Origin of the sequence: Nonomuraea sp. NPDC049655 (assembly GCF_044465465.1) — a bacterium.
Taxonomy (GTDB): domain Bacteria; phylum Actinomycetota; class Actinomycetes; order Streptosporangiales; family Streptosporangiaceae; genus Nonomuraea.
The window spans coordinates 303,546-329,009 of the sequence record NZ_JBITLS010000008.1 but is presented as its reverse complement, the minus strand read 5'-3'; the positions used below and the strand labels follow the sequence as shown (position 1 = coordinate 329,009).

Genomic DNA, 25,464 nt, shown 5'->3' with positions numbered 1-25,464 from the left:
CGGAGTTGACCAGGCAAGGCTCGGCGCCGCCCGCCCCGCGGAGGTCACCTCGGCATCCTGGCGGTGACCGCTTCGAGCGCCTTCCCGGCCTCGATGAGCTCGTTCATGGACGTGATGAAGAGGTCGCCGTTCTCGTCCGCCAGGCTTTTCCGGCAGTTTCGGCCGCCGTTGCCGGCCTGGGTGACGAACGTCCGCCAGAAGGCCCGGGTCTCCTGGTCGGGGGCGTCGAAGTAGCGGCCCGCGTCCCGGGCGATCTCCCCCATGTGGGTGCACAGGGGGCCGAAGATCGCCGGCTCGACGGAGCCGCGCCCGGCCTGCGCGGCGTCGTTCAGGCTCTTGGAGAGACGTACGACATCGGTCCTGTAGCGTTCGCGCAGATCCCACCCGCCGTGTGCCCACCAGGCCTTCACCTGCAGCTGCCTGATCTCGGCGGACACCACCGCATCGTCGAGGCCCACCACCCGCTGGACCTGGGAGAGGGTGGCGGGTCCGGGCGATTCCTGCTGTGCGGCCGCCACGAGGGGCGCCGCCACCGCCGCCGCGCAGAGCACGGCCGTGGCGGCTCGCCGCGCGGCGAGCCGGCCGGTCGGCCGCGGGCCGGGAGGGAGGTCGCGGGTCGCGCTTCGGGTCGTGGGCCGCAGCCTCCGGGCCGCCGACACGATGCCGGCCGCCAGGACGGCGGCGACCGCGGCGACCGCGGCGAGCACGAGAACGTAGCCCATGATGCTCTGCACGAGCGTCCAAGCCGGATCCGGCAGCCAGTGGCAGCGAACCGCCAAGGTGTTGAGCGGCTGGAAGCAGCCGTCCGCGGCGGCGAACACGAAGCGGCCGGCCAGGCCGCCCAGCGCCACGACCTCGGCGGTGATCAGCGCGACGAGCAGCCGGTGACGGCTCGCCGGCACGCTCGCGACGGTGGCTGCCGTCGCGGCCGCCGCCACCAGGGCCACGAGCGTCCACGCCTGGTAGACCAGGGCGTAGAGGCCTCCTCGATCCGCGGGTGGGGGCTGCCAGGTGTGCATGTAGCCCATCACGACGGCGACGGCGGCCCAGCTCGCCGGTATCCCCAGCAGCACGGCCGGCAGCACCCGCCGCTGCAGCGGCACCCCCTTGGCCTCCCGCCGGCCGGGCTCGGTCGACGAGCCGAGCGTCCACGAGGGCGGAGCGGTGGTCGGGCGGAACGTCCAGGTGAGCAGTGGCACCACCCACAGGGCCATGACCGCAGAGAGGACGAGCGGCGTGTCGAGGCTGGTGAGGAACGGCCACACCGCGCCGATCGCGGACTGCACGGCCGGATGCTCCTCCGGTGAGGCGCCGTACAGCTCCCGCAGGATCAACTGCATCCCGGCGGGGTCGACCGTTCCGGTGCTCGCCAGCAGCGCGCCTTCGCTCTGCCACCACACGAACCACGAGAACAGCACCAGCCACGCGGCCGCGAGCCCCAGCAGCATGGCCGGCCGGATCGTACGCCCCGGCCAGGCCCTGACCCACAGTTCGGCGCACTGCGCGGTCCACCAGGCGAAGGCCACCCCGGCGAACAGCACCAGCGCCAGCACCACCGGGTGGTCCGGGAACCACCGCAGGACCGTCACCCGGTTCAGCACCAGTTCGCCGGCCACTGCGCCGGCTCCCAGCCACAGCCCCGCGCGCACACCGGACGGCGCCCGACGCCCGGTCAGCACCGCATGGACCACGGCACGCCACAGCGCGATCCCGGCCACGCCGGTGACCAGACCCGCCACCAGCAGGGCCGGCAGCCGGCCCAGCCAGGTGCCGCTCGCGACGGGAGGCAGGTAGTCCGCCACCTGGACGTCGATGAGCGGAGCGGCGGCCCCGGTCAGGAACATGGGCAGCGCCTGCACGCCGAACAGCGCCGCCGGGTCGGTGACGGCGTCCCGGCGCAGCGTCCAGCGCGGGTGCATGCGCCACAGCTCGACGAAGGAGCCGAGAGCCCGCCGCAGCCGGCCCGTGACCGGGGCGGGCACCGTGAACGCCAGAGAGCGCAGGTCGGCGCCCCAGCGCGTCGCGGCGAGGTCGGCGTGGATCTCCCGGCTGCGCAGGACGTCCGAGCGGGCGAGATAGACCAGGAGGATCATGCAGACCGGAAGCAGCAGGCCCCGCGTGGTGAACGCCGTCTCGCCGGGCCAGAACGGCGACCGCGCGGAGGTGGGGATCGCGGTGAGGTACCAGACGACGTACGGGAGGAGCACGAGGACGACGAACACCCGCCACACGACGACGGTGGCGTAGGTGATGGTGAGGTCGCGGTTGCGGATGTGGGCGAACTCGTGCATCGCCCGCGCGCGAAAGCCGCCGGGATCGGCGGTCCTGCGGGCGACCAGCCCGCCGTGCAGGCACACGATCGGGCGGCGGTCGCTGCCGAACACCACGGCGTCGGTCGTGACCGCCGTCAGGTCCACGACGATCCTGGGCACGCGGGCCAGGCCGGCCACGGCGGCGAGCTCCGCCATCCTGCGGCCGATCTCGCCGTCGTGGTCGATCACGTCCAGCGGTACGAGGCGGCCCCGCCGGACCTTCCAGTGCGGCAGGGCCAGGAACAGCGCCACGGCCGCCGCCGCCACCAGGACGAGCCCCAGGAGCGGCAGCCACCAGGGCGCCGCGGGCTCGTAGCGATCGACGCAGGCCCAGTAGGCGTCATGGTTGGCGATGATCCGCGCGGAGATGCCCCGGTCGGTGCCCTGGGTGGGATCGCCGCCGGCGGCGAGCAGGCAGCCGTATCCATAGCCGCCGTGGTATCCGCGGGCCACGACCTGCATCATCGAACCGCTGCTCACCAGCAGCAGAGTGAGCAGCAGCACGAAGCGCACGGTCGTGCCCGCGCCCATCGCGCGCTCGTCGATCCGCGGGGCGGAGGCCGTGGCCGGCATCACTGGTTCTTCGTCAGGGGGGCGCCGTCGGCCGGGCCGTCCGGTTCCCGCGCGTCGAGTTCCGGTGCGGCCAGTGCGAGCCGGCCCACCACGGCGTCGGCGATGAGCCTGGCGCGGCTGTCGCCGAGCCCGTGCTCCACAGCGGTCTCCCGCACCCTGCGGTGGATCTCGGCGAGCTCGTCACGGGTCAGGTCAGGGACGAAGACGGCCGCCGCCCGCCTCCGGAAGACCTTGCGCAGCACGGCCTTCGTGCGCGCCGCCGCGCCGTCCACGGCGGCGGTCCCCACCCGCCGTGCGGCCTCGTCGACCATGAGCCACACCACCGGCGTCACCAGGGCCGCGATCTCCCCCAGACCGAACCCCAACGGCTCACGCCTGGCGCCCCGCCGGCCCAGCCGCCGGATCACGACGTCGTCGTCGAGCCCGGCCAGCCCGTCCACGAGCAGGAGCTCCTCCGGCGCGGTCGCCGCCACCACATCGCGCACGACGTCGCGGACCCTGGTCGTCGCCGCCCTGCTCGCAGGACCGCCGCCGCTGGGCGAAGCTGCTCCGGAACTCATGACGCCCCTTTCCGCATCGCGTTCTGTGACGCACCCGCCACGCTGTGCAGGAGCTCCATCCTCACGGAAGGGGCCCGGCGATGGAGGTGAACGCGGAAAACGGCATGAATCACGTGTCCGGGACGGCCGCCCCCGTCAGGGCGTCATTCGCGCAGGAAGGCCAGCAGGGAGGCGGCGAGCTCGTCCGGGGCCTCCTCGGCCACGTGGTGGCCGCTGTCGATCGGGTGGCCGGTCACGTCGTCGGCCCAGGTGCGCCAGATCGCCAGCGGGTCGCCGTACAGGTCCTCCATGTCGTCCTTGGACGTCCAGAGGAACAGGGTGGGGCAGGTGAGGCGGCGGGAGGCGGCGCGGTCGGCGTCGTCGGCCGCGCGGTCCACGGTCAGGCCGGCGCGGTAGTCCTCGCACATCGCGTGGACGGTGTCCGGGTCGTGGATGGCCCGGCGGTAGTCCTCGTACGCCTCCTGGCCCATCTGCTCGGGGCTGCCCTTGTACCAGGCGTCAGGGTCGGCGTTGATGACGCGTTCGGCGGGTTTGGCGGTCTGGCCGAGGAAGAACCAGTGCCACCAGGACGCCGCGAAGCGGGCGTCGGCCCTGGCCAGCGCCTCGCCGATGGGGATGCCGTCCATCACGGCCAGGCGGGTGACGGCGGCCGGGTGGTCGGCGGCCAGGCGGTGGGCGACGTAGGCGCCGCGGTCGTGGCCGGCGACGGCGAACCGTTCGTGGCCCAGCGAGCGCATGAGGGCGACCATGTCGCGGGCCATGACCCTCTTGGAGTAGGGGGCGTGGTCGGGGGTGGTGGGCGGCTTGCCCGAGCGGCCGTACCCGCGCAGATCGGGGCAGACCACCGTGTGGTGGGGGGCCAGGAGGGGTGCGACGCGGTGCCAGGTCGCGTGGGTGCGGGGGTGGCCGTGGAGCAGCAGGAGGGGCGTGCCGGAGCCGCCGTACCGGACGAACAGGTCGGTCTCGCCGACGTCGATCACGTCGGTCGCGAAGTCGTCGAACATCGGCCGCCTCTACCCGGGACCGTCTCGGATCAACACCGGCGTTCCACCATATAAGGGGACGTTCTAGGATCAGGCCATGCCTTTGACCGTGGACGACGTCGACCGGTTCGTGGCCGCCAGACCCCGCCTGGAGGCCATCGCCTACCGCCTGCTCGGCTCCGCCGCGGAGGCAGAGGACGCCGTGCAGGAGACGTTCCTGCGCTGGCAGTCCGCCGACGCGGGCCGCGTCGAGGTGCCCGAGGCGTGGCTGACGAAGGTGCTCACCAACCTGTGCCTCAACCAGCTCGGCTCCGCGCGGGCCCGTCGCGAGACGTACGTCGGGGAGTGGCTGCCCGAGCCGCTGCTCGCCGGCGACCCGATGCTCGGCCCGGCCGAGACCGCCGAGCAGCGCGAATCGGTCTCGTACGCCGTCCTCACGCTGATGGAGCGCCTGTCCCCGAACGAGCGGGCGGTCTACGTGCTGCGGGCCGCCTTCGACCACTCCCACCGGGAGATCGCCGAGATCCTCGACATCACCGAGTCGGCCAGCCAGCAGATCTTCCATCGCGCCAAGAGGCACGTCGCCGACGGCCGGGCCCGTACCGAGGTCGACGAGGCCGCCGCCCGGCGGATCGTCGAGGAGTTCCTGGCCGCCGCCACCAGCGGGCAGACCGAGCCGCTCGTCCGCCTGCTCACCCAGGACGCCATCGCGGTCGGCGACGGCGGCGGGAAGGTCCCGGCCCGCGCCAAGGCGTTCGAGGGCGCCGTCGCGGTCGCGAAGTTCCTGTGGGGCCTGGTCAAGCCCGGCAAGGCCAAGCGGGCCATCATCGGCGGCTCGCCCGAGATCTACCCCTGGACGGCCAACGGGGAGCCGGCCGTCGTGGCGGTCCTGGACGGCCGGGTCGTCGGCGTCATGTGCCTGGAAGTCACCGCCGAGGGCATCGCCGCGTTCCGCAACCAGGTCAACCCCGACAAGCTGGACCGCGCGACCGCGCGCTGGGCGGCCAGCGACCACGGAGAGCCGGTGTTCAGAGCCTTCTGAGACACGGTGTGACGCGCTTCACACCGTGATCCTGTCAGGAAAGCGCGGGCCGTCCGGTTCAGGTGGCGAACCCGCGTCAGACAGGAGCGAGGAAATGCAGCACCGCATCATCGTCCTCGGAGCCGGCTACACCGGAGCCGTCGTCGCCGGCCGCCTGGCCAGGCGGCTGAGCCGTGAGGACGTCGCCATCACCCTCGTCAACGCCGAGCCCGACTTCGTGGAGCGCGTCCGCCTGCACCAGGTGGCGACCGGGCAGGACCTCAGGCCCCGGCCGTTCCGCGAGATGTTCGCCGGCACCGGCGTCGAGCTGCGGCTCGGGACGGTCACCGGCCTCGACGCCGACCGCGGGACCGTCACCGTCACCGGCGCGGGCGGCGCCGAGGAGCTGGCCTACGACACGCTGGTCTACGCGCTCGGCAGCGGCTGGAACGCCGAGGGCGTGCCCGGGACCGCCGAGCACGCCTACGACGTCGCCGGCCGGCCGGGGGCGCTGCGGCTGCGCGAGCGGCTGGCCCGGCTCGACGCCGGTCAGCGTGTGGTCGTCGTCGGCGGCGGGCTCACCGGGCTGGAGGCCGCGGCCGAGATCGCCGAGGCCCGTCCCGACCTCGACGTCGCCCTCGCCGCCCGCGGCGGTCTCGGCGACTGGCTCTCGCCGAAGGGCCGCGCGCACGTGCGCAAGGTGCTCGCCGGGCTCGGGGTGACCGTGCACGAGCACACGGCCGTCACCGGCGTCGAGGCCGACCGCATCATCACCGACGGCGAGCCCATCCCGGCCGAGGTGACCGTCTGGACGGCCGGCTTCGCCGTGCACCCGATCGCGCGGGCGACCACGCTGGAGGTCAGCGGCACCGGCCAGATCGTGGTCGACGGGACCATGCGCTCGGTCTCGCACCCGAACGTGTACGCCGTCGGCGACGCCGCCATGGCGATGGGCCCCGGCGGCAAGCCGCTGCGCATGTCGTGCGCGTCGGGCATCCCGACCGCCTGTCAGGCCGCCGACTCGATCGCCGCCCGGCTGACCGGCGGAAAACTGCCGAACACCTCGCCGCGCTACTTCAACCAGTGCGTCTCGCTGGGCCGGGGCAACGGCCTGATCCAGTTCGTCACCGCCGACGACCGCGCCCTGCCCAGGGTGCTGACCGGGCGGGTCGCCGCCGTCTACAAGGAGCTGATCTGCAAGAGCGCCGCCTGGGGCGTCGCCAACCCGATGATGGGCAAGCCGGCCCGGCGCCGCCGCGTCACCCGTCCGAACGCCCCGGCCGGCCCCGCCGCCGCCAGGGCGCGTGCGTGACGACGGACGGCGCGGCGCACCCGGCGGCGGTCCCCCGTCAGGGGGTCGTGAGGACGACGAGCTGCCGGGTCGCCCGGGTCATCGCCACGTAACGGTCGACCGCGCCCTCGACGCCGTCGCCGCCCTCGCCGAACCGGTCCGGATCGACGAGGATCACCAGGTCGAACTCCAGCCCCTTCGACAGCTCCGGCGTCAGCGACCGGACCCGGGGCCGCTCCGGGAAGGCCGGGTCCCCGATCACGCAGGCGATCCCCTCGGGGTTCGCGGCGAGCCAGGCGTCGAGGATCGCGTCCAGCTCGGCGACCGGCCCGCGCTGGACCGGGATGCCGCTCTCCCGGATGGAGACCGGCACGTTGGCGTCCGGCAGGGCGGCCCTGATGACCGGCTCGGCCTCGGCCATGATCTCCGCCGGGGTCCGGTAGTTGACGCTCAGGCCGGCCAGCTCGACGCGGTCGATGCCGACCCGGCCCAGCCGTTCCGCCCACGACTCGGTGAACCCGTGCCTGGCCTGGGCGCGGTCCCCGACGATGGTGAAGCTCCTGGACGGGCAGCGCAGCAGCAACATCTGCCATTCGGCGTCGGTCAGCTCCTGGGCCTCGTCCACGACGACGTGCGCGAACGGCCCGGCGAGCAGGTCCGGCTCCACGGTGGGCAGCTCCGACTCGTCCACCAGGTTGCGCTGGAGGTCCGCCCGGCGAAGCTGGGTCACCAGGCCCTCGCCGTCGTCGTCGGCCTCGATCAGGTTGTCCACGACCTGGGCCATGCGCTCGCGCTGGACGGCCAGGGCGGCCTCCTGCCTGCGCTGCCGGCGGGACGCCTCCGGGTCGCCGAGGCGCTGGCGGGCAGCGTCCAGGAGCGGCAGGTCGGAGACCGTCCAGGACTGGGCGTCCGCGCGCTGGAGCCGCCGGATCTCGTCCGGGGCGAGCCAGGGGGCGCACAACCGCAGGTAGGCGGGGACCGTCCACAGGTCGCCGACGAGGTCGGTGGGCTCGATCAGCGGCCAGGCGCGGTTGAAGGCGGCCAGCAGCTCCCGGTTCGCGCGCAGCGACCTGCGCAGCAGCTCCGGCGACACCTCGTGATCGCCGTGCTGGTCATGCGGGTCGTGCTTGTCGACGAGGATCGTGAGCAGTTCCTCCCAGATCTGGTCGCGGGCCTCGTTGTGCGGGGTGCCGGGGTCGGCGGCCTGGAACGCCTCGGCCCAGTCCTCGGCGCTCAGCCAGACGTCCGACCAGTGCGTGGTGACCGTCATGCCCTTGGCGGGCGGGTTCTCGTAGAACCTGACGGCCGGCTCGATCGCCTTCACCATGTCCGCGGACGCCTTCAGCCGCGCCACCTCCGGGTCCCGCTCGGGTGCCGCCGCCGCCCCCTCGGGCACGAGGTCGCGCAGGGTGCAGGTGCGCACGCCGTCCTCCCCCAGGCTGGGCAGCACGTCGGCGACGTAGGCCAGGTAGGGCTGGTGCGGGCCGACGAACAGCACGCCGCCCTTGTTGTGGCCGAGCCGGGGGTCGGAGTAGAGCAGGTAGGCCGAGCGGTGGAGGGCGACGACGGTCTTGCCGGTGCCGGGGCCGCCGTCCACGACGAGGGCGCCGCGGGAGCCGGCCCGGATGATGGCGTCCTGGTCGGCCTGGATGGTGCCGAGCACGTCACGCATCCTGGACGAACGGTTGCCGCCGAGGCTGGCGATGAAGGCGGACTGGTCGTCGAGCGCGGCGTGCCCCTCGAAGCCGTCGGCGGTGAACACCTCGTCCCAGTAGTCGCTGATCCGGCCGCGGGTCCAGCGGTACCGGCGGCGGCTGGCCAGGCCCATGGGGTTGGCGTGGGTGGCGCCGAAGAACGGCTCGGCCGCGGGCGAACGCCAGTCGAGCAGCAGGCGGCGGCCGTCGCTGTCGGTGAGGCCGAGCCGTCCGATGTACACCGGTTCGGGGTGGTCGGCGGTGACCATGTGGCCGAGGCACAGGTCGAGGCCGAAGCGGCGCAGCGTCCGCAGCCGGGCGGACAGGCGGTGGATCTCCAGGTCCCGGTCGAGCGCCTGCCGGCCCTTGCCGCCGGGGGCCATGCGTTCGGCGTCGAGGCGGGCGGACAAGTCGGCGATCGACTGCTCCAGGCTCTCGGCGAGGGCCGCGAAGTGTCGCTCGTCGACGGCGATCAGCGCCGGGTCGGCCTTGGCGGCGAGGTTGCCGGGCAGGTCGAACACGCCGGTGGTCAGGGGATTCATGTATGTGGCTCCGCAACGAGGTCGGTCTTCGCGTGGCAAGGCTTTGGCCTCGGCGGACGATTCTGCGCCACGACGGGGGTCTTGCCGCAAGCCCCCCGGTGCGCTATACGTTAAGAGTGGAAAGGAGTAGAAGCTCCTTTTTCTGCCACTTTGCTCCGCGACACAGACCTCGCCCCGCGACACAGACCTCACGTCGACGTGCGGCGGAACCGGGGTGACCCGCCCGTGACGGGCGGATCACCGGTCGAGGGTCACCAGTCGCCGTCGCCGCCCTCGTCGTCGTCGCCCTCGAAGATCTCCTCGACGATCTCCCCGGCCACCAGGCCGCCGACCACGCCGGCGGCGCCGGCCGCGGCCACCGCGCCCCAGCCCGGCCCGCCGTGGTGCTGCTCGTGGTGGCCGTAGCCGTGGTGACCGTGGTGGTCGCCGTGGCCGTGGTGGTCGCCGTGGCCGTGGTGGTCGCCGTGCCCGAAGCCGCCGTGGGCGTGCGCGGCCAGGCCGGACAGCCAGCGGTCGAGCTCGGCGGCCCAGTCGGTCTGCAGGGCGTCGGCGTGGCTGACGGTGAAGCGGCCGATCGCGTCGCCGGAGTAGCGGCCGGCGCGCTTGTCGGCCTCCAGGACCACCTCCAGCCCCGCCGGGTCGGCCACGAAGGTCACTTCGAGCTCGCCGAGCACGCCGGCGTACCGGCCGGCCGGGTAGAACTCGATCTCCTGGTAGAACGGCAGCTCCTGGCGCACGCCGTACAGGCGGCCGGCCTCCAGGTCGGCGGACTTGAACGCGAAACCGAGCTGCAGCAGCGCCTCCAGGATGCGCAGCTGCGAGGGCAGCGGCTCGACCGCGACCTCGTCGAGGTCGCCCTTGTCCACCGCCTTGGCGATGGCGAGCTCGGTGCGCACGCCCAGCGCCATGCCGTGCAGCGGCTGCCCGCCGATCTGGCTGACGGGCGCCTCCCACGGCACGCCGATCTGGAACGGGATCGTGCGCTCCTCGCCCTGGCGCAGCACGAACGGCCCCGACACCTGGACGCGGAAGAACTCCCCGGCCCCCACGTGCTCGCCGTCGCCGTGCTCGAACTCCACGCGGGCGACCAGGCCGAGGGTGACGTGCTCGATCTCGGCGTCGAAGTCGCCGCCCTTGAGCCGCACCTCGCCGGACAGCGTGCCGCCCGGCTGGACGCGCGGCGTCGCCAGAACGGTGTCCACCGAGGGCGCGCCGACGCCGAAGGCACCCAGCATGCGTTTGAAGACCACGGCTTGTTCTCCCTGTCGAAGATCGAATGTGTGCAGCCGACCCGCACAACGATCTCCCTCCGGCCCCGGTTCCGGCCATGCCGAAAACGTCTGCCGTACAAAAGGGAGCGGGAACGGCGGGATCCCGGAGTGCGGCGCGTTCGCCGCACTCCGGGATCCCGGCGCGTTCCGCTCTACCGGACGCTGCGTCTGCCGTAGAGGCCCGCCGCCAGGGCCACCCCCAGACCGGCGAGCACCACCTGGATGACCAGTTCTATCCAGTCGATGCCACGGGTGTCCGCGACGCCGACCGCGGCGGCGATCGCGGTGCCGATGAGGGCCGCGACGATGCCGATCACGATGGTGAGCCAGATGGGGATGCTCTGACGGCCCGGCACGACCAGCCGGCCGATGACGCCGATGACGAGCCCGATGATGAGGGCGGAGATGATGCCGGTGACTTCCACGCTTCACACTCCCGTTCTGCCGCGCCGGGTGTCGCCACCCCTTGTGGGGAAGGAGTGCCCCCGGCCTGACAGCGCCATTGCTTCCCAGCAGCATCACAAAGAAACCGGACCACTCAGCCTGATATCGGTTCATGGCGGACAGGTTCCATGAGGGTGTGCCGTTCGCGGTGGTGGCGGAGGCGACGACCGCCGCCGTGACCGCCGCGGCGCCGGCGAACGCCACCGCCTTCACCCTCACCAGCACCGCCTTCACCCAGGGCGGGATCATCCCGAAGGTGCACGAGTGCACCAGCGGCGGCCAGACCGACCCCGGCCGGCGCAACGGGTCACCGCCCCTGACCTGGAGCGGCGGCCCGGCCGGCACCCGCGGCTACGCCCTGGTGATGCGGGACCTGGACAACAACAACCTCATCCACTGGGTGATCTACGACATCCCGGCGGACGTGACCTCGCTGCCGCAGAACGTCGAGCACGCCTACCGTCCGACGGCACCGGCCGGGGCCCGGCAGATCTACTACCGCGGCAGCGCCAGCCTGTACGGCTACCAGGGGCCGTGCTCCCCCTGGTCGGTCAACACCTACCAGTTCACCGTGCACGCCCTCGACCGGGCCGCCCTGACCGAACTGGGCTCCGGTTCGTCCACGACGACCGCGGCGAGGGTGATCTCCGGCGCGTCCCTGGGGACGGCCGTGCTGTCCGGCGAGTCCTGAACGCCCAGGAGCGCCGGGAATCCCGCGGTCAGCCGAGGGCGCGGTCGAGGTTGAAGGCGGCGCTGATCAGGGCCAGGTGGGTGAACGCCTGCGGGAAGTTGCCCTGCTGCTCGCCCGTCCGGCCGATCTCCTCGGCGTACAGGCCGAGGTGGTTGGCGTAGGTCAGCATCTTCTCGAAGGCCAGGCGGGCCTCCTCCACCCGGCCGGCGCGGACCAGCGCCTCGACGTACCAGAAGGAGCAGATGGAGAACGTGCCCTCCTGGCCGCGCAGGCCGTCGGGGCTGGCGTCCGGGTCGTAGCGGTAGACCAGCGAGTCGGACACCAGGTCGGCGGTGAGCGCGTCGAGGGTGGACAGCCACTTCGGGTCGGTGGGCGAGACGAACTTGGCCAGCGGCATCATCAGCAGCGCCGCGTCGAGCACGTCGCCGTCCTCGTGCTGGACGAACGCCTGCCGCACGTCGGACCAGCCGTGGGCCATGATCTGCCGGTAGACGTCGTCGCGCGCCCCGCGCCAGTGGGGGATGTCGGCGGGCAGGCCGCGGCGGGCGGCCATGCGCATGGCGCGTTCGATGGCGACCCAGCACATCAGCCGGGAGTACAGGAACTTCTTGCGTCCGCCCCTGGTCTCCCAGACGCCCTCGTCGGGCTGGTCCCAGTTGTCGCAGACCCAGTCGACCAGGGCGCAGACGGCGTCCCAGTGGTCGCTGGAGATGGGCTTGCCCCATTTGTCGTAGAGGTAGACGGAGTCGAGCAGGGCACCGTAGATGTCGAGCTGGAGCTGGCCGGCGGCGGCGTTGCCGACGCGCACCGGGGCCGAGCCGCGGTAGCCCTCCAGGTGGTCGAGCTGCCGTTCGGGCAGGTCGGTGCGGCCGTCGATGCCGTACATGATCTGGAGGGGGCCGTTGGGGCCGGCGGGGCGCAGGCTGACGTGCCGGGTCAGGAACGACATGAACGCCTCGGCCTCGCCGGTGAAGCCGAGCCGGAGCAGGGCGTAGACGCAGAAGGCGGCGTCGCGGACCCAGAGGTAGCGGTAGTCCCAGTTGCGCTCGCCGCCGATCAGCTCGGGCAGGCTGGTGGTCGGGGCGGCGACGATCGCGCCGGTCGGCGCGTACGTCAGCAGCTTGAGCGTCAGGGCCGAGCGGTGGACCATCTCCCGCCACCTGCCCCGGTAGCGGGAGGCCGACAGCCATGTGCGCCAGAAGGCGACCGTGGCGGTCAACGCCTCCTCCGCCTCGACGTGCGGGCAGCCGAGGGGCGGGATCTCGGCCTCGATCCGGTCGAGCGCGAACACCTCCGACTCGCCCTCCACGAGGGTGAAGCACGCCCGCACGTCGCGTCCGTCGCACTCGACCGGGACGGTGGCGCTCAGCCCGAGCGTCAGCTGGGCGGACTCGAAGACGGTCAGGCCGTCGACCTCGCGCACGACGTGCGGGTCGGCCCCGTAGCCGAAGCGGGGGGCCACCCGCGCGTGGAACGGCAGCGAGCCGCGCACGCAGAGCACCCGGCGGATCAGCCGCTGCCGGCCACGGCCGCCCGGCTCGCCGATGATCGGCATGAAGTCCTGGATCTCGCCCACCCCGCTCTCGGTGAAGAAGCGGGTTATGAGCACGTTGGTGTCGGGGAAGTAGAACTGCTTGGTCCGCGCCGGCACGTCGGTGCCCAGCTCGAACGCCCCGCCCCGGTCGGCGTCGAGGATCGAGGCGAACACGCTGGGCGAGTCGAAGGCCGGGCAGCAGTACCAGTCGATGGTGCCGTTGGTGCCGACCAGGGCCACGCTGCGCAGATCGCCGATGAGGCCGTGCTCGGCGATCGGCAGGTAGCGGTCACCGTCTGCTCCACCCATCGCAGCAGTTCTCCCTGGTCAGGGCGGTGCTCAAACCTCGTGCCCGGCCTCCTCCAGCGCGGCCAGGCGGCGGCGGAGGTGGGTGCGCTCGGGCTCGCTCCCGGCCGCCCCGAGCGCGGCGCGGTACGCCTCGGCGGCCTCGGGCAGCCGGCCGAGCCGGTGCAGCAGGTCGGCGCGGGCCAGCAGGTACGGGTGGTAGTCGCGCAGCCGCCGCGCCCCGGCCAGCTCCTCCAGCAGCGCCAGCCCGGCCTCGGGCCCGTCGCGCATGGCCACGGCCGCCGCCCGGTTCAGCGCCACCACCGGAGAGGGGTCGAGCGCGAGCAGCACGTCGTACAGGGCCACGACCTGCGGCCAGTCGGTCGTGGCCAGGTCCGGGGCCTCGTCGTGCAGCGCCGCGATCGCGGCCTGGACGGCGTACGGGCCGGGCGGGCCGCCGCTGAGCGCGGTCACCACCAGCGCCGAGCCCTCCTCGATCATGGCCCGGTCCCAGAGGCCGCGGTCCTGCTCGCCGAGCAGCACCGGCTCCCCCTCGGGCCCGGCACGGGCGTCGCGCCGGGCGTGCACCAGCAGCAGCAACGCCAGCAGCCCGGCGACCTCCCGCTCGGCGGGCAGCAGCCGGCGCAGGATCCGGGCCAGCCTGATCGCCTCCTCGGCCAGGTCGAGCCGCTGGAGGAGGGGCCCGGAGCTGGCCGCGTAGCCCTCGGTGAAGATCGAGTAGATCACCTGGAGCACGCCGGGCACCCGTTCCGGCAGCTCGTGGGCCTCGGGCACGCGGAACGGGACGCGCGCCTCCCGGATCTTCTTCTTGGCCCGGACGATGCGCTTGGCCATCGTCTGGGCCGGCACCAGGTAGGCCCGCGCCACCTCGGGGGTGGTCAGGCCGGCCAGGCAGCGCAACGTCAGCGCCCCGCGGTCCTCGGCCGGCAGCGCGGGGTGGGCGCAGGTGAAGAAGAGCCGCAGCCGTTCGTCGGGGAGGCCGCCGTCCTCGCCGGGGGGCGCTTCGGGGGCGGCCCGCTCGGCCTCGGCCGCCAGGACGGCCAGCCGGGTGGCCAGCGCCTGCTCGCGTCTGAGCCGGTCGACCGCCTTGCGCCTCGCGGTGGTCATCAGCCACGCGCCCGGATTGGGCGGCACGCCCTCGGCGGGCCAGTGCCTCAGCGCCGCCTCGACGGCGTCGGAGGTGACCTCCTCGGCGAGGTCGAGGTCGCCGAAGCGGCGGACGAGCGCGGCCAGCAGCAGGCCGCGCTCCTCACGGAAGACGGCCTCGATCTCACGCATCGAAGTCGGCGACCGGGCGGACCACCACCGAGCCGCCGCCGCGCGCACCCGGGCAGCGCACGGCCCAGTCGAGGGCGGCGTCGAGGTCCGGCACGTCGATCACGTAGAAGCCGCCCAGCACCTCGCGCGTCTCGGCGTACGGGCCGTCGGTGACGGTCGGCGTGCCGTCTGCGCTCACCCGTACGGTGGTGGCGGTCACCAGGTCGGCCAGCGACTCGCCGGAGACCAGGATGCCCGCCTCCCGGACGGACTTGTCGTAGGCCATCCACTCCTGGAAGTCGCCCGGCTCCTGCTCGTCGGAGGTGCCGGCGTTGATCAGCAGCATGTACTTCATCGGTGTTCCCTTCGCGGTCGGCGTACGGCGGGGCCGCCGTACGCCTTCACCACGAACGGGACCCGCCCGGATGGACACGCCATGACGATGAGTTTTCCGGGTCCGTCCGGTCATTGTCACGACACGTCACTTCAGGAGGACCGATGAGCGTACTGGAACAGCGGATGCGGGGCGTGCTGGGCGGGTTCGTGGCGCGGGGCGAGGTGCCGGGGCTGGTCGGGCTCGTCCATCATCGGGGCAAGACGCACGTCGTGCCGATGGGCACGCTGGAGCGCGGCGGCGGGGCGGCCGTCGAGGCGGACTCGATCTTCCGGATCGCGTCGCTGACCAAGGCCGTCACCGCGGCGGCGGCGATGATCCTGGTGGAGGAGTGCGTCCTGCGGATCGACGACCCGATCGACGACCTCGTCCCCGAGCTGGCCGGTCGCCGGGTGTTGCGCGCCCTGGACGCGCCGCTGGACGACACGGTGCCCGCCACGCGGCCGATCACCGTACGCGACCTGCTGACCTTCCGGCTGGGCACGGGACAGCTCCTGGTGGAGGGCGACGAGCTGCCCATCGTGCGCGCGATGCGCGACCCGCGGATCGACCGCGGCCCCGACGGCCCCGCCGGCGGCCCTGACGAATGGCTCGCCCGGCTGGGCGCGCTGCCGCTGATGTTCCAGCCGGGCGAGCGGTGGACCTACCACACGAGCGCCGACGTCCTGGGCGTGCTGGTCGCGCGGGCCGCCGGGAAACCGCTGCACGACTTCATGACCGAGCGCGTCTTCGAGCCCCTGGGCATGCGCGACACCGGCTACCACCTGCCCGCGGACAAGCTCCACCGCCTGGCGGCCTCCTACCGGCCGGACGGCTCGGGGGGCGTGACGCCGAGGCCCGACCCGCGCGTGTGGCACGAGCCGCCGGCCTTCCCGTCCGGCGGCGGCGGCCCCGGCCTGCTCTCGACCGCCCTCGACTACGCCGCGTTCTTCCGGATGCTGCTGGAGAAGGGGCGGCACGACGGCGGCCGGATCCTGTCGCGGGTCTCGGTCGAGCTGATGACGGCCGACCATCTGTCGCCGGCTCAGAAGGCGGGCGCCGAGACGTTCCTCGGGTCGGGCGGCTGGGGGTTCGGGATGCAGGTGGACACCCGGGCCGATCGCCTGTACACCCGGCCGGGCCGGTTCGGCTGGACCGGCGGGCTCGGCACCACGGCCTACGCCGATCCGTCGGAGGGGCTGGTGGGCGTGCTGTTCACCCAGGTGGCGATGACGTCGCCGGTGGCGCCCAAGGTCTTCGAGGACTTCTGGACCGTGACGTACACCTCGATCGACCAGCACCTCACCCCGTTTTCCGGCAGATAAGGTTGGTATGCGGCGTTTCGGGGGATTTCGCCGCTCACAACTTTCGAGGGGGACGGGTGGCGGAGTCGTTCGGCACGATGCTGCGGAGCCTGAGACACGCCGCCGGGCTGACCATCGAGGAGCTCTCCCACGCCTCCGGCGTCAGCGTGCGCGCCATCGGCGACATGGAACGCGGGGCCAGCCGGGGCCCGCAGCGGCGCACCGTCGAGGCCCTGGCCGAGGCGCTGCGGCTGGACGAGCCGCGGCGCACGGCGCTGTCCGACGCCGCCCGCGCCGGCCGCCCGCGCCAGGACGCCGCGCCGGGCGCCTGCGAGCCGCCCCGCGGCGTGGGCGACTTCACCGGCCGCGAACGGGAGCTGCGCCTGCTGCGCGACCTGGCCGCCCGCACGGCCGAGGACGCGCCCGCCGTCGTCGCCGCCGTCGCCGGGGCCGAGGACGCGCCCGCCGTCGTCGCGGCCGTCTCCGGGGCCGCCGGCATCGGCAAGACCGCCCTGGCCGTGCGCGCCGCCGCCCACCTGGCCAACCTGTTCCCCGACGGCCGCTTCTACCTGGACCTGCGCGGCATGGACCCGGTCCCGCTGGACCCCGGCACGGCGCTGTCCCGGCTGCTCAACGCCCTGGGCGTGGCCGAGCGGCGCATCCCGGCCGACGAGGAGGACCGCGCCGGCCAGTACCGCGCCCTGCTGCGCAGCCGGCGCTGCCTGGTCATCCTGGACAACGCCGCGCACGAGGCCCAGGTGCGCCCGCTGCTGCCCGCCGAGGGCCCGTCCATGACGCTGGTCACCAGCCGCCGCCCGCTGGCCGGGCTGGAGGGCGTGCACCAGGTGCCGCTGGCGCACCTGGCGGCCGGGGAGTCGGCCGCGCTGCTGCGCGCGATCGTCGGCGCCGAGCGCGCCGACGCCGACCCGGACGGGGTCGCCCAGGTCGCCGACCTGTGCGGGAACCTGCCGCTGGCGCTGCGCATCGCCGGGAACCGGCTGCAGAGCAGGCCCGGCTGGACCGCCGGGCACCTGGCCGCCCGCCTCGGCGACGAGGGACGCCGGGTGGAGTCGCTGGCCGCCGGCGACCTGTCGGTGGCGGCGGCCTTCGCGCTGTCGTACCGGCAGCTGTCGGCGCCCGCGCGGCGCGGCTTCCGGCGGCTGGCGCTGGCCGCCGCGCCGGACTTCGGGGCGCCGATGACGGCCGTCCTCGCCGAGCTCGGCCCGGACGAGGCCGAGGACGCCCTGGAGGAGCTGGTCGATCTCGGGCTGCTGCAGTCGCCGTACCCCGGCCGCTACCGCTTCCACGACCTGGTACGGCTGTTCGCCCGCGCCCGGCTGTCCGACGAGGAGCCCATGACGGCGCAGCGGCAGGCGCGGCGGCGGATGGACGACTGGCTGCTGGAGATCGCGACCGTCGCCGGGCGCTGGTTCGAGCCCGGCTACGGCGCGCCGCCGTCCGGGTGGAGCTCGCTGGTCGAGCTGGACAGCGCGCGGCAGGCGCAGGAATGGCTCCAGGCCGAGGGCGCGGCGTGGCTGGCCGCGCTGCGGCAGGCGGCCCGCGCCGGCGAGCACGCGCGGGTCGTCGAGGTGGCCGAGGCCATGCACTGGTTCTCCGACCTGTGGATGCACTGGGGGTACTGGCCCGAGGTGTTCGAGCTGTCGTCCGGCGCGGCCCGCGAGACGGGCGACCGCCTGCAGGAGGCGGTGCACCTCAACTACCTGTCCTGGGCGCGCACGTACTGCCAGGGCCGCTACGACGAGGGCGAGCGGACCGCGCTGCGCGCGCTGGAGCTGGCCCGCGAGGTCGGGGACGTGCGCCAGCAGGGCTGGGCCCTGACCTACGCCACCTGGGCGCTGTGGGGGCGCGACGACCGGCGCGCCACGGAGACCGGCCTGGAGCACGCGCGGCGGGCGGCGGAGTGCTTCCGGCAGGCCGGCGACCCCGAGGGCTACGCCCAGGCGATGCTCAGCGTCGGCAACGGCCTGCGCCGGCTGGGCCGGATCGAGGAGGCCGTACGGCACGGGCTGGAGCTGTTGGAACGGCTGCGCGACCCGGCGTTCGGCGGCACGCCGGTCATCGTCGCCCACGCCGTCGGGGCGGCGCTGGACCTGCTGAGCGACGGCTACTTCGCGCTCGGCCGCTGGCAGGAGGCCGCCGACCACTATCGCGAGGCGCTGGTCGAGCTGCGCAAGCGCCCGATCAACCGGGCCACGGCCCAGACGCTGACGAACCTGGGCCGGGCGCTGGTCGAGCTGGGACGGCGGGAGGCGGCGCGCGAGGCGTTCCAGGAGGCCCTGGAGCTGTACGAAGCCTCCGCCGACGCCGTCCGGGCGGCCCGCGTGACCGCCGAACTCACCCGGCTGGCCCCGGTGACAACGCATGAAGCCACCGGCTGAGCGGGCCGGTCAGGGGTCCACGAACCGCTCGATGAAGGTCAGGGCGGTGCCGCAGACCTCGCGCCAGCCGCTGTCCACGGTCATCGAGTGCCCGCGCCCCGGCAGCTCGACGATCTCGGTCAGATGGTGCCGGTTGCGGGCCTGCCACAGGTAGGCGGCGTGCGCGGCGGCCCACGGGACCGTGCGGTCCATCTCGCCGGCGACCAGCAGCAGCGGCCCCCGGTCCGGCGCGGCGCCGTCGAGGCCCGTGGGGTCGCCCGCCTCCGCCGCCCGGACGGCGTACGTCTCGTACAGCCGCCTGGCCTCCTCCTCGCCGACGGCGTTGGCCACGGCGTGCCGGAAGCGCCCGTACGTGAGCGCCCCGCGGAACGGCGCCGGGCTGATCGCCACGCAGGCGCAGGCCAGCCCGCGTCCGGCCAGGATCTGCGCGACCAGGCCGCCGGCGGCGTGGCCGACCAGGGCGGGCCGGCGCGCCAGCCCGCCGATCAACCCGGCGAAGTGGCCTGCGGGATGCCCGGCGGCCTCGCCGTCCTCGGGCCAGGCCGGGATGACGGGGACGAACCCCGCCTGCCCGAACACCTCGGCCCAGGGCTCCCAGCTCTCGGCCAGCAACCACGGGTCGTGGACGAAGACGACCGGGACCCGCCCGGTGGCGTTGGCGTGCCGCACCTGGTCGAGGTCGTAGGCGGAGGGCATGGCGCGGGAGGTCAGCTCTCGTGCAGGGCCCGGCGCAGCGTGCCGGCGGCCAGCTCGATCGCCGACTCGGCCGCGTACGTGCCGCGCAGCGCGTTGAGCATGACGAAGTCGTGGATGATGCCCTGGTAACGCACGGCGGTCACCGGCACCCCGGCGGCGCGCAGCTTGGCGGCGTACGCCTCGCCCTCGTCGCGCAGCACGTCCGCCTCGCCGGTGATGACCAGCGCCGGCGGCAGACCGGCCAGCTCCTCAACGGTGGCCCGCAGCGGGGACGCGGTGATCTCGGCGCGTTCGGCCTCCGAGGTCGTGTACTGGTCCCAGAACCACTGCATGCCGTCCCGGCGCAGGAAGTAGCCCTCGGCGAACTGCCGGTAGGACTCGGTGTCGAAGGACGCGTCGGTCACCGGGTAGAACAGCACCTGGCGGCGCAGCGACAGCCCGCCGCGCCGCTTGGCCATGATGGTCAGCGCGGCGGTCATGTTGCCGCCCACGGAGTCGCCGGCCACCGCGACGCGCGTGGCGTCCAGGCCCTTGGCGGCGCCGTCGGTGACGATCCAGCGGGCGACCGTCCAGTTCTGCTCGATGGCGACCGGGTAGCGGTGCTCGGGCGACAGGTCGTACTCGGGGAAGACCACGGCGGCGCCGGCGCCGGTCGCCAGCTCGCGGACCAGCCGGTCGTGGGTGTGGGCGTTGCCGAAGACCCAGCCGGCGCCGTGGATGTAGATGATCACGGGCAGGTCGCCGGTGCTGCCGGCGGGCCGCACGATGCGGGCCCTGACCTCGCCGGTGGGTCCGCCGGGGACCGTCACCCACTCCTCGTCCACGGCGGGCAGCTCGGCCGGGCCGGACTGCACCTCGTTCACGGCCTTGCGGCCCTCCTCCGGCGGGAGCTGGAAGAGGTACGGCGGCTCGGCGGTGGCCTCGGCGAACGCCTGAGCGGCTGGTTCCAGGACGGGCTTGATCATGATCGCTCCAGGAAGAAGGGGTTGGAAGCAGGGGGGCCGTCACCCATCCAAGCGACCGGCCTGCCCGAAAGACGAGGCGGAACCACAGGCAGAAGTACGTTTCCGCCTCGTGCGCGCGAGCGGCCCGGCTGTTGGATCGCCACCGGGGCCGACCGGTCCCTTTCGCCCTGAGAAGGAGTTTTTCCATGACGGAGAGCACCACCCCGACGGTCGTCCTCGTGCACGGCGCGTTCGCCGACGCGGCGAGCTGGACCGGCGTCATCGCCGAGCTGCAGCGGGACGGCATCCCCGTGGTGGCCCCGCCGAACCCGCTGCGCGGCCTGGCCTCGGACGCGGCGTACGTCGCCTCCGTCGCGGCACAGATCGACGGCCCGGTCGTGCTGGCCGGCCACTCGTACGGCGGCGCGATCATCACCGTGGCCGGCGCGGCGGACAACGTCGTCGGCCTCGTCTACGTCGCCGCGTACGTCCCGGACGAGGGCGAGAGCCTGGGCGAGCTCCAGGGCCGATTCCCCGAGCCGCCGCTCGGCGCGAGCCTGCGGCAGGCGTCCTACCCGCTGGCGGACGGCGGCGCCGCCGTCGAGTTCACCATCGCCGCCGACGCCTTCCCGCAGGTCTTCGCCGCCGACGTGCCGGCCGAGGTCACCCGGGTCCTCGCGGTGGCGCAGCGGCCGCTGGCGGCCGGGGCGTTCACCGAGGGCGCGGCCACGGCGGCCTGGCGGGCCAAGCCGTCGTGGGCCGTCATCGCCGACGCCGACCAGGCCATCAACCCCGACGTGCAGCGGTTCGGGGCCGAGCGGGCCGGCGCGACCGCCGTGGAGGTCGCCGGCGCCTCGCACGCGGTCGCGGTGTCGCGGCCGAAGGAGGTCGCCGACGTGATCCGGGCGGCCGTCCGGGCCAGTGCCTCATGATCGCCTCCTGACGGCCGGCCCGGCCGCCAGGAGGCCGGGCGGTCAGGACTGCTTGCCGAGCCCCTGGAAGCGGCTGTCGATGAAGTCGCCCCAGGTGGCGTTCAGCGACATCAGCTCGCCGTCCACCATCTTCCACTGGCGGGCCTTGTGCTGCGGGTAGGCGAAGAGCACCGACGACAGGCGCTCGTAGCCGGCGGGCATCGGCTTGGTGTGCACCCGGTGCGTGGACGGCCGGAACCGCCCGTCGGAGGCGCTGGTGAGCATCCGGCCGATGTTGCACAGCACGACGTCGGTCCCGGCGATCACCGGCTCGACCCAGGTGCCGTCGTGCAGCACGTACTGCAGGCCCTGGTCGGACGGGGGAAGCTGGAGGCCGAGCATCTGGATGCCGGAGTGCTCGTGGGCCAGCACCTCGCGGTCGCCGACGTCCCGGTAGTGGATCACCCGCAGGTTCGTCGCGTCGTGCGAGAGGTCCAGCTCCGGCGTGCCGGGCGGCATCATGCCCCGGACGACCTCGCCGAAGAGCGAGATCAGCCGGAAGGCGATGTCGAACACCTCCGCGGCGCGGGCGCCGAACGCCGGGAAGGCCCGCAGCACGTCACCCGCCCCGGGCGGCTGGTCGCCGATCATGGCGCCGCTGACGTGGATGAACTCCTTCGGGTCGGGCACGCCGTTGGCCAGGCGCGGGATCTCCGAGTTGTACGGGAAGAACCCGTGCGTGCCGCCGACGGCGAGCTGCGGGACGACGTCGTAGGCGTAGTCGGACAGGCTCGGCCCGGTCGCCCGGCAGGCCGCGGCGAACTCGTTCATCATGGCCTCGACGCGCTCGCCGATGCCGGGCACCTCCGCGGCCATGAAGCCCCATCCGGTCAGCTGCGACCTGATGGCGTCGGTGGCGGCGGCCATGTCGGCCTCGATGTCATGCAGCCTGACGACGGGGGCGCGGCCGCTGAGTTCCATGAGAGGGACGTCCATTGTCACTCCGTTTCTCGATGACCGTTCGGGGATGGTTCGTCGTACGTGCTACGTGCCGGTGCTGCTCAGGTGGCGCGGGGTGCGGGCGGCGGGGTCGAGGCCGAGCCGCTGGGCGACCAGGGCGACCTCGGTGCGGTTGGAGCAGTTGAACTTGACGAGCAGGTTCGAGATGTGGCGCTTGACGCCGTGGATGGAGATGCCCATCGAGCGGGCGATCTGGTGGTTGCTCATGCCGCGCAGCAGCAGCGCCAGCACCATGTGCTCGCGCTCGGTCAGGCGGCCGAGCAGGTCGGGGCCGCCCCTGGACGGGACGGGCGCGTCGCCGCGCAGCAGCCGATCGAAGGTGCCCGACAAGCCGGCGACATTGATCTCGTCCCACAGCAGGCAACCGGCCAGCCCGTACCGCTGGGCGACGCAGGGGGCGAGCTCCTCCCCCTGACGCACCATGGCCAGGATCTGCGGGCGGGCCCGGCGGGGGCGTCCGCCGAGCACGTCCGGCAGGACCGCGAGCGGGATCACCGCCACGTCGAAGTCCTCGCCGGCCAGCAGCAGCCGGGCCTCCGCGCAGCTGCGCACGACCGCGACCCCGGCCACGTTCGACACCTTCATCAGCAGCGGCGGGAGCCCGTAGAAGGAGACCTCGTCCTCGGCGAGCCAGAAGACGGACAGCCTGGTGCACCTCGCCCGGAGGCTGGAAGGGGAGGCCGGGATGGGGTGGCCGGCCTCCAGCGTGATGGCACTCATCGCATGATCCTCTCTGCGTCGGCGAACGGCGGTCGGTCGGTACGCGGCGGCGGCTCACTCAGTCGCGGCGTCTCACCAGGTGGAAGGAGAAGTCGGTGCCCCTGTGGTAGTCCTGCGAATACAGCACCGGCCGTCCGGCGCTGTCGTGGTGGGTCTGGAGGAGCAGCAGCCAGGCGCCGCCGTCCTCGTGGGTGCCGATGCGCTCGGCCTGGGCGTGGCTGAGGGTCACCGCCCGCACCTGGGCGACGGCGTAGGCGATGGTGTGGCCGTGCTCGGTGAGGAGCTGGAACAGCGAGCCGGTCCAGTCCACCTCGTCCATGGGGCGGCCGATGAGCGAGCGCGGGAACAGGTCGATGGAGTACAGCAGCGCGTCGTCCCGGTGCCGGCGCAGGCGTTCCAGCCGGACGATGGCCTCGCCGGGCGGCAGTTGCAGCAGCTCGCGCTGGTGGCGGTCCGGCTCGGTGGCCACGACGTCGAGGACGGTGTTGTCGGCGGTGAACCCGCGGCTGGCCAGCATCTCGGTGACGCCTTCGAGGCGGGTCAGCGGCCGGTCCAGGCTGGGCTGCGAGGTGAGGTAGCGGCCGTCGCCGTGCCTGGCCTGGATGAGCCCTTCCTGCTCCAGGAGCTTGAACGCCTCCCTGATGCTGGTGCGCCCGACGTCGAACAGGGTCATGAGCTCGTTCTCGGACGGCAGCCTGTCACCGGGGCGCAGCCCCTGCTCGACGATCAGGGCGTGCAGCCGGTCACGGATCTGGATGGCCAGGGTGGGATGACGTCGTGTCACGCGGGTCTCTCCTGCACGGACGGACCGCGGAGCGGGGCGATGCCGAGCTCGGCGGCCGATGGGTAGCTGGGGGCACAGAACCGGCGCGTGACCGAGACGGTCGCCACCTGGCAGGCGAGCCGGACGCCGCGCACCAGGCCCGTGCCGGCGCAGAGGGCGGCCGCCAGGGCGCCGGTGAAGGCGTCACCCGCGCCGGTGGTGTCCACAACGCGCACGCTGGGGACGTCGATCAGCATAGTGCCGCCGTCGTCGGCGATCTCGGCGCCGTGCTCGCCGCGGGTGACGACGACGATGCGTCCCCTGGTCCTGCCGCGCAGGTCGTCCAGGTCGCCGGGGGTCTCGCCGGCCAGCGCGGCCAGCTCGCCCTCGTTGAGCACCAGCACGTCGGCGCGGGCCAGCAGCTCCTTCCCGGTCCCCTCCAGGAACGGTCCCGCCGGGCTCGGATTGAGCAGGACGCGCACGCCCGGCGGGGCCGCCGTCGCGGCCGCGTACGAGATCTCCAGCGGGATCTCGCCCTGCAGCACGAGCACGGACCCGGCGGGCAGGCCGGCGACGACGGCGGCCGCCTGGGCGGGCGGCAGCAGGTCGGCGGCCCCCGGCCAGGTCATGACCATCTGCCCGCCGGCCGCATCGACGTAGACGAAGCTGCGCCCGGTCGCGACGCCGACGGCCGTGGTGCACTCGCCGACCTCGATGCCCTCGGCGCGCAGCTCGGCCAGCGCCACCGGCCGGGCGGCGTCGTCGCCGAGGCAGCCGACGAACCGGGCGGCGGCGCCCAGCCGGGCCGCGGCGACCGCCACGTTCGCGGCCTTGCCCCCGTGCGCGGTGGCGTAGTCGGCGGCGTTGACGCTCTCGCCCGGCTCCGGCAGACGGTCGCCGAACATGTAGAGGTCGACGATGTAGGCCCCGACCGCGACGACGGTCACGAGCCCAGCCCCAGGGCGCAGGGCGCGATGCTGTCGGCGTCGACGGTCACCCGCACGTCGGGGTGGTGGTGCGCGAAGGTCACCGGAAGCAGCACGTCCGGCTCGGTGGTGAGCAGCAGCACCCGGACGATGTACCGCTTCCAGGCGCCGCCGTCGGTGATCAGGTGCAGCCGGCGGGCGGAGAGGATCTCCGACATGCCGACGGTGATCGCCATCCGCGGGATCGCCTGCGTGTAACCGCCGGTCACCCGGTGGGAGTGGGCCACGATCGTGTCGTCGAGCAGCGGGACGACGCGCGTGGTCGAGGCGGCGAACTCCGCGGCGGTGTACTGGTGCCAGCGCGTGGACGGCGGCTCGTTGAAGGCCAGGTGCCCCCGGTAGCCGAAGCCCGCGTAGCAGGTGTCGGCCCCGCCCTCGGCACGCAGGCGCGCGCCGAACGCGTCGGGGTCGAACACGTCGGGGAAGACGACGTTGCCCGGGTGGGGCCGCAGGTCGGGGTCGAGGAGCTGGTAGAGGTTGCGGTCGCAGTAGCCGCGGAAGCTGAAGGGGTGCGAGGGGTCCACCGGCCGGCCCTGCCAGTCGAGGAACTCGTCCATGTGGAAGGCGTACACGTCGGCCCAGCTGATGCGCTCCTCGTTGCAGATGCGCGCCAGGATCGGGTACTGCGCCTTCGGGCCCACGGGCAGGATCCAGCGGGTGGGCTCGCCGCGCATGTTGCGGGCGCGTAACTCGTCGGCCATCTCCCGGGCCAGCCGGTAGTAGAGCTCGGTGGTGTCGGGGTAGACGGTCAGCGGGTGGCGGGCGATGGCCGCCAGTTCCTCGGCCGGCATGGACAACATCTCGTCGGTCAGCTCGGCCGACGTGCGGGGATAGGGGTAGTCGAGGTGCCTCGCGCTCGCGGTGGTCAC

Annotated in this window: 22 protein-coding genes; 6 read left to right on the top strand and 16 right to left on the bottom strand. The window is 73.6% G+C overall.

Going from position 1 to position 25,464, the window contains the following annotated elements:
- Window positions 1-44 precede the first annotated feature (44 nt).
- From ACIBQ6_RS26730 to ACIBQ6_RS26720, 3 genes are all read right to left on the bottom strand, one after another.
- Window positions 45-2,885 carry a M48 family metalloprotease gene (locus ACIBQ6_RS26730; protein WP_397215151.1) on the bottom strand — a complete coding sequence of 947 codons (2,841 nt, stop codon included), beginning with the start codon at window positions 2,883-2,885 and terminating at the stop codon, window positions 45-47.
- Window positions 2,885-3,445, bottom strand: coding sequence for a hypothetical protein (locus ACIBQ6_RS26725; RefSeq protein ID WP_397215149.1), 561 nt, complete (start codon window positions 3,443-3,445; stop codon window positions 2,885-2,887). Before ACIBQ6_RS26725 ends, ACIBQ6_RS26730 begins: the two co-directional genes overlap by 1 nt.
- Before the next feature lie 143 nt (window positions 3,446-3,588).
- Window positions 3,589-4,449, bottom strand: a complete 861-nt coding sequence (locus ACIBQ6_RS26720; RefSeq protein WP_397215147.1) for an alpha/beta fold hydrolase — start codon at window positions 4,447-4,449, stop codon at window positions 3,589-3,591.
- 76 nt (window positions 4,450-4,525) lie between these two features.
- On the opposite strand from ACIBQ6_RS26720, the gene sigJ reads away from it, so the two are divergent.
- Window positions 4,526-5,470, top strand: a complete 945-nt coding sequence (sigJ, locus tag ACIBQ6_RS26715) for an RNA polymerase sigma factor SigJ (RefSeq protein ID WP_397215145.1) — start codon at window positions 4,526-4,528, stop codon at window positions 5,468-5,470.
- Window positions 5,471-5,564: 94 nt separating this feature from the next.
- Window positions 5,565-6,761: an NAD(P)/FAD-dependent oxidoreductase gene (locus tag ACIBQ6_RS26710; RefSeq protein ID WP_397215143.1), complete on the top strand. Its 1,197-nt coding sequence runs from the start codon at window positions 5,565-5,567 to the stop codon at window positions 6,759-6,761.
- A gap of 37 nt (window positions 6,762-6,798) precedes the next feature.
- On the opposite strand, the gene helR is transcribed toward ACIBQ6_RS26710, so the two are convergent.
- From helR to ACIBQ6_RS26695, 3 genes are all read right to left on the bottom strand, one after another.
- A complete protein-coding gene (gene helR, locus ACIBQ6_RS26705; RefSeq protein ID WP_397215141.1) occupies window positions 6,799-8,976 on the bottom strand; it encodes an RNA polymerase recycling motor ATPase HelR in 2,178 nt (725 codons plus the stop codon).
- 251 nt (window positions 8,977-9,227) lie between these two features.
- Complete coding sequence (locus tag ACIBQ6_RS26700; protein ID WP_397215139.1) at window positions 9,228-10,226, bottom strand: sporulation protein; 999 nt, start codon at window positions 10,224-10,226, stop codon at window positions 9,228-9,230.
- A gap of 173 nt (window positions 10,227-10,399) precedes the next feature.
- The gene (locus ACIBQ6_RS26695; protein WP_358283144.1) at window positions 10,400-10,672 is read right to left on the bottom strand and encodes a GlsB/YeaQ/YmgE family stress response membrane protein; all 273 of its coding nucleotides are present in this window, start codon (window positions 10,670-10,672) and stop codon (window positions 10,400-10,402) included.
- A 131-nt stretch (window positions 10,673-10,803) separates the two neighbouring features.
- Here ACIBQ6_RS26695 and ACIBQ6_RS26690 point away from each other — a divergent pair, with 131 nt between their 5' ends.
- Window positions 10,804-11,382: a YbhB/YbcL family Raf kinase inhibitor-like protein gene (locus ACIBQ6_RS26690; RefSeq protein WP_397215137.1), complete on the top strand. Its 579-nt coding sequence runs from the start codon at window positions 10,804-10,806 to the stop codon at window positions 11,380-11,382.
- Window positions 11,383-11,410: 28 nt separating this feature from the next.
- On the opposite strand, the gene ACIBQ6_RS26685 is transcribed toward ACIBQ6_RS26690, so the two are convergent.
- The 3 genes from ACIBQ6_RS26685 to ACIBQ6_RS26675 are packed head-to-tail and all read right to left on the bottom strand — an operon-like array spanning window position 11,411 to window position 14,834.
- The gene (locus tag ACIBQ6_RS26685; RefSeq protein WP_397215134.1) at window positions 11,411-13,225 is read right to left on the bottom strand and encodes a glycoside hydrolase family 15 protein; all 1,815 of its coding nucleotides are present in this window, start codon (window positions 13,223-13,225) and stop codon (window positions 11,411-11,413) included.
- A gap of 30 nt (window positions 13,226-13,255) precedes the next feature.
- Window positions 13,256-14,500, bottom strand: coding sequence for an RNA polymerase sigma factor (locus ACIBQ6_RS26680; RefSeq protein WP_397215131.1), 1,245 nt, complete (start codon window positions 14,498-14,500; stop codon window positions 13,256-13,258).
- A complete protein-coding gene (locus ACIBQ6_RS26675; protein ID WP_352319589.1) occupies window positions 14,493-14,834 on the bottom strand; it encodes a YciI family protein in 342 nt (113 codons plus the stop codon). Before ACIBQ6_RS26675 ends, ACIBQ6_RS26680 begins: the two co-directional genes overlap by 8 nt.
- A 143-nt stretch (window positions 14,835-14,977) precedes the next feature.
- Between ACIBQ6_RS26675 and ACIBQ6_RS26670 the strand changes: the two genes are divergently transcribed.
- Together ACIBQ6_RS26670 and ACIBQ6_RS26665 are read left to right on the top strand one after the other, a co-directional pair.
- Complete coding sequence (locus ACIBQ6_RS26670) at window positions 14,978-16,177, top strand: serine hydrolase domain-containing protein (protein WP_397215129.1); 1,200 nt, start codon at window positions 14,978-14,980, stop codon at window positions 16,175-16,177.
- Between the two features lie 56 nt (window positions 16,178-16,233).
- Entirely contained in the window at window positions 16,234-18,555 is a 2,322-nt protein-coding gene (locus tag ACIBQ6_RS26665) for an ATP-binding protein (RefSeq protein WP_397215127.1), read from the top strand.
- Window positions 18,556-18,564: 9 nt separating this feature from the next.
- Here ACIBQ6_RS26665 and ACIBQ6_RS26660 read toward each other — a convergent pair whose 3' ends face one another.
- Both ACIBQ6_RS26660 and ACIBQ6_RS26655 read right to left on the bottom strand, forming a co-directional pair.
- Window positions 18,565-19,251 (bottom strand): alpha/beta fold hydrolase, encoded by a 687-nt coding sequence (locus ACIBQ6_RS26660; protein ID WP_358283132.1) that lies wholly within the window; start codon window positions 19,249-19,251, stop codon window positions 18,565-18,567.
- Window positions 19,252-19,262: 11 nt separating this feature from the next.
- On the bottom strand, window positions 19,263-20,216 hold the full coding sequence (locus ACIBQ6_RS26655) for an alpha/beta hydrolase (protein WP_397215126.1): 954 nt from the start codon (window positions 20,214-20,216) through the stop codon (window positions 19,263-19,265).
- Window positions 20,217-20,401: 185 nt separating this feature from the next.
- Here ACIBQ6_RS26655 and ACIBQ6_RS26650 point away from each other — a divergent pair, with 185 nt between their 5' ends.
- Window positions 20,402-21,127: an alpha/beta hydrolase gene (locus ACIBQ6_RS26650; protein WP_358283128.1), complete on the top strand. Its 726-nt coding sequence runs from the start codon at window positions 20,402-20,404 to the stop codon at window positions 21,125-21,127.
- A 42-nt stretch (window positions 21,128-21,169) separates the two neighbouring features.
- Here the strand turns inward: ACIBQ6_RS26650 and ACIBQ6_RS26645 are convergent, their stop codons facing one another.
- Genes ACIBQ6_RS26645 through ACIBQ6_RS26625 form a run of 5 tightly spaced genes read right to left on the bottom strand, consistent with a single transcriptional unit; the run spans window position 21,170 to window position 25,464 of the window.
- Window positions 21,170-22,102, bottom strand: coding sequence for a 2OG-Fe(II) oxygenase family protein (locus ACIBQ6_RS26645; protein ID WP_352349644.1), 933 nt, complete (start codon window positions 22,100-22,102; stop codon window positions 21,170-21,172).
- Between the two features lie 48 nt (window positions 22,103-22,150).
- Window positions 22,151-22,846 carry a LuxR C-terminal-related transcriptional regulator gene (locus ACIBQ6_RS26640; protein WP_358283124.1) on the bottom strand — a complete coding sequence of 232 codons (696 nt, stop codon included), beginning with the start codon at window positions 22,844-22,846 and terminating at the stop codon, window positions 22,151-22,153.
- 58 nt (window positions 22,847-22,904) lie between these two features.
- A complete protein-coding gene (locus tag ACIBQ6_RS26635; RefSeq protein ID WP_352323225.1) occupies window positions 22,905-23,630 on the bottom strand; it encodes a GntR family transcriptional regulator in 726 nt (241 codons plus the stop codon).
- Window positions 23,627-24,556: a PfkB family carbohydrate kinase gene (locus ACIBQ6_RS26630; RefSeq protein WP_397215124.1), complete on the bottom strand. Its 930-nt coding sequence runs from the start codon at window positions 24,554-24,556 to the stop codon at window positions 23,627-23,629. The genes ACIBQ6_RS26635 and ACIBQ6_RS26630 overlap by 4 nt, the downstream gene beginning before the upstream one ends.
- Window positions 24,553-25,464, bottom strand: a complete 912-nt coding sequence (locus tag ACIBQ6_RS26625) for a 6-phosphogluconolactonase (protein WP_397215122.1) — start codon at window positions 25,462-25,464, stop codon at window positions 24,553-24,555. Before ACIBQ6_RS26625 ends, ACIBQ6_RS26630 begins: the two co-directional genes overlap by 4 nt.

Excerpts from the sequence above, each read along its gene's own strand:
- ACIBQ6_RS26730 (WP_397215151.1), bottom strand. The coding sequence starts at position 2,885 with ATGCCGGCCACGGCCTCCGCCCCGCGGATCGACGAGCGCGCGATGGGC.
- ACIBQ6_RS26725 (WP_397215149.1), bottom strand. The coding sequence starts at position 3,445 with ATGAGTTCCGGAGCAGCTTCGCCCAGCGGCGGCGGTCCTGCGAGCAGG.
- ACIBQ6_RS26720 (WP_397215147.1), bottom strand. The coding sequence starts at position 4,449 with ATGTTCGACGACTTCGCGACCGACGTGATCGACGTCGGCGAGACCGAC.
- sigJ (WP_397215145.1), top strand. The coding sequence starts at position 4,526 with ATGCCTTTGACCGTGGACGACGTCGACCGGTTCGTGGCCGCCAGACCC.
- ACIBQ6_RS26710 (WP_397215143.1), top strand. The coding sequence starts at position 5,565 with ATGCAGCACCGCATCATCGTCCTCGGAGCCGGCTACACCGGAGCCGTC.
- helR (WP_397215141.1), bottom strand. The coding sequence starts at position 8,976 with ATGAATCCCCTGACCACCGGCGTGTTCGACCTGCCCGGCAACCTCGCC.
- ACIBQ6_RS26690 (WP_397215137.1), top strand. The coding sequence starts at position 10,804 with ATGGCGGACAGGTTCCATGAGGGTGTGCCGTTCGCGGTGGTGGCGGAG.
- ACIBQ6_RS26685 (WP_397215134.1), bottom strand. The coding sequence starts at position 13,225 with ATGGGTGGAGCAGACGGTGACCGCTACCTGCCGATCGCCGAGCACGGC.
- ACIBQ6_RS26680 (WP_397215131.1), bottom strand. The coding sequence starts at position 14,500 with ATGCGTGAGATCGAGGCCGTCTTCCGTGAGGAGCGCGGCCTGCTGCTG.
- ACIBQ6_RS26675 (WP_352319589.1), bottom strand. The coding sequence starts at position 14,834 with ATGAAGTACATGCTGCTGATCAACGCCGGCACCTCCGACGAGCAGGAG.
- ACIBQ6_RS26670 (WP_397215129.1), top strand. The coding sequence starts at position 14,978 with ATGAGCGTACTGGAACAGCGGATGCGGGGCGTGCTGGGCGGGTTCGTG.
- ACIBQ6_RS26660 (WP_358283132.1), bottom strand. The coding sequence starts at position 19,251 with ATGCCCTCCGCCTACGACCTCGACCAGGTGCGGCACGCCAACGCCACC.
- ACIBQ6_RS26655 (WP_397215126.1), bottom strand. The coding sequence starts at position 20,216 with ATGATCAAGCCCGTCCTGGAACCAGCCGCTCAGGCGTTCGCCGAGGCC.
- ACIBQ6_RS26650 (WP_358283128.1), top strand. The coding sequence starts at position 20,402 with ATGACGGAGAGCACCACCCCGACGGTCGTCCTCGTGCACGGCGCGTTC.
- ACIBQ6_RS26645 (WP_352349644.1), bottom strand. The coding sequence starts at position 22,102 with ATGGACGTCCCTCTCATGGAACTCAGCGGCCGCGCCCCCGTCGTCAGG.
- ACIBQ6_RS26640 (WP_358283124.1), bottom strand. The coding sequence starts at position 22,846 with ATGAGTGCCATCACGCTGGAGGCCGGCCACCCCATCCCGGCCTCCCCT.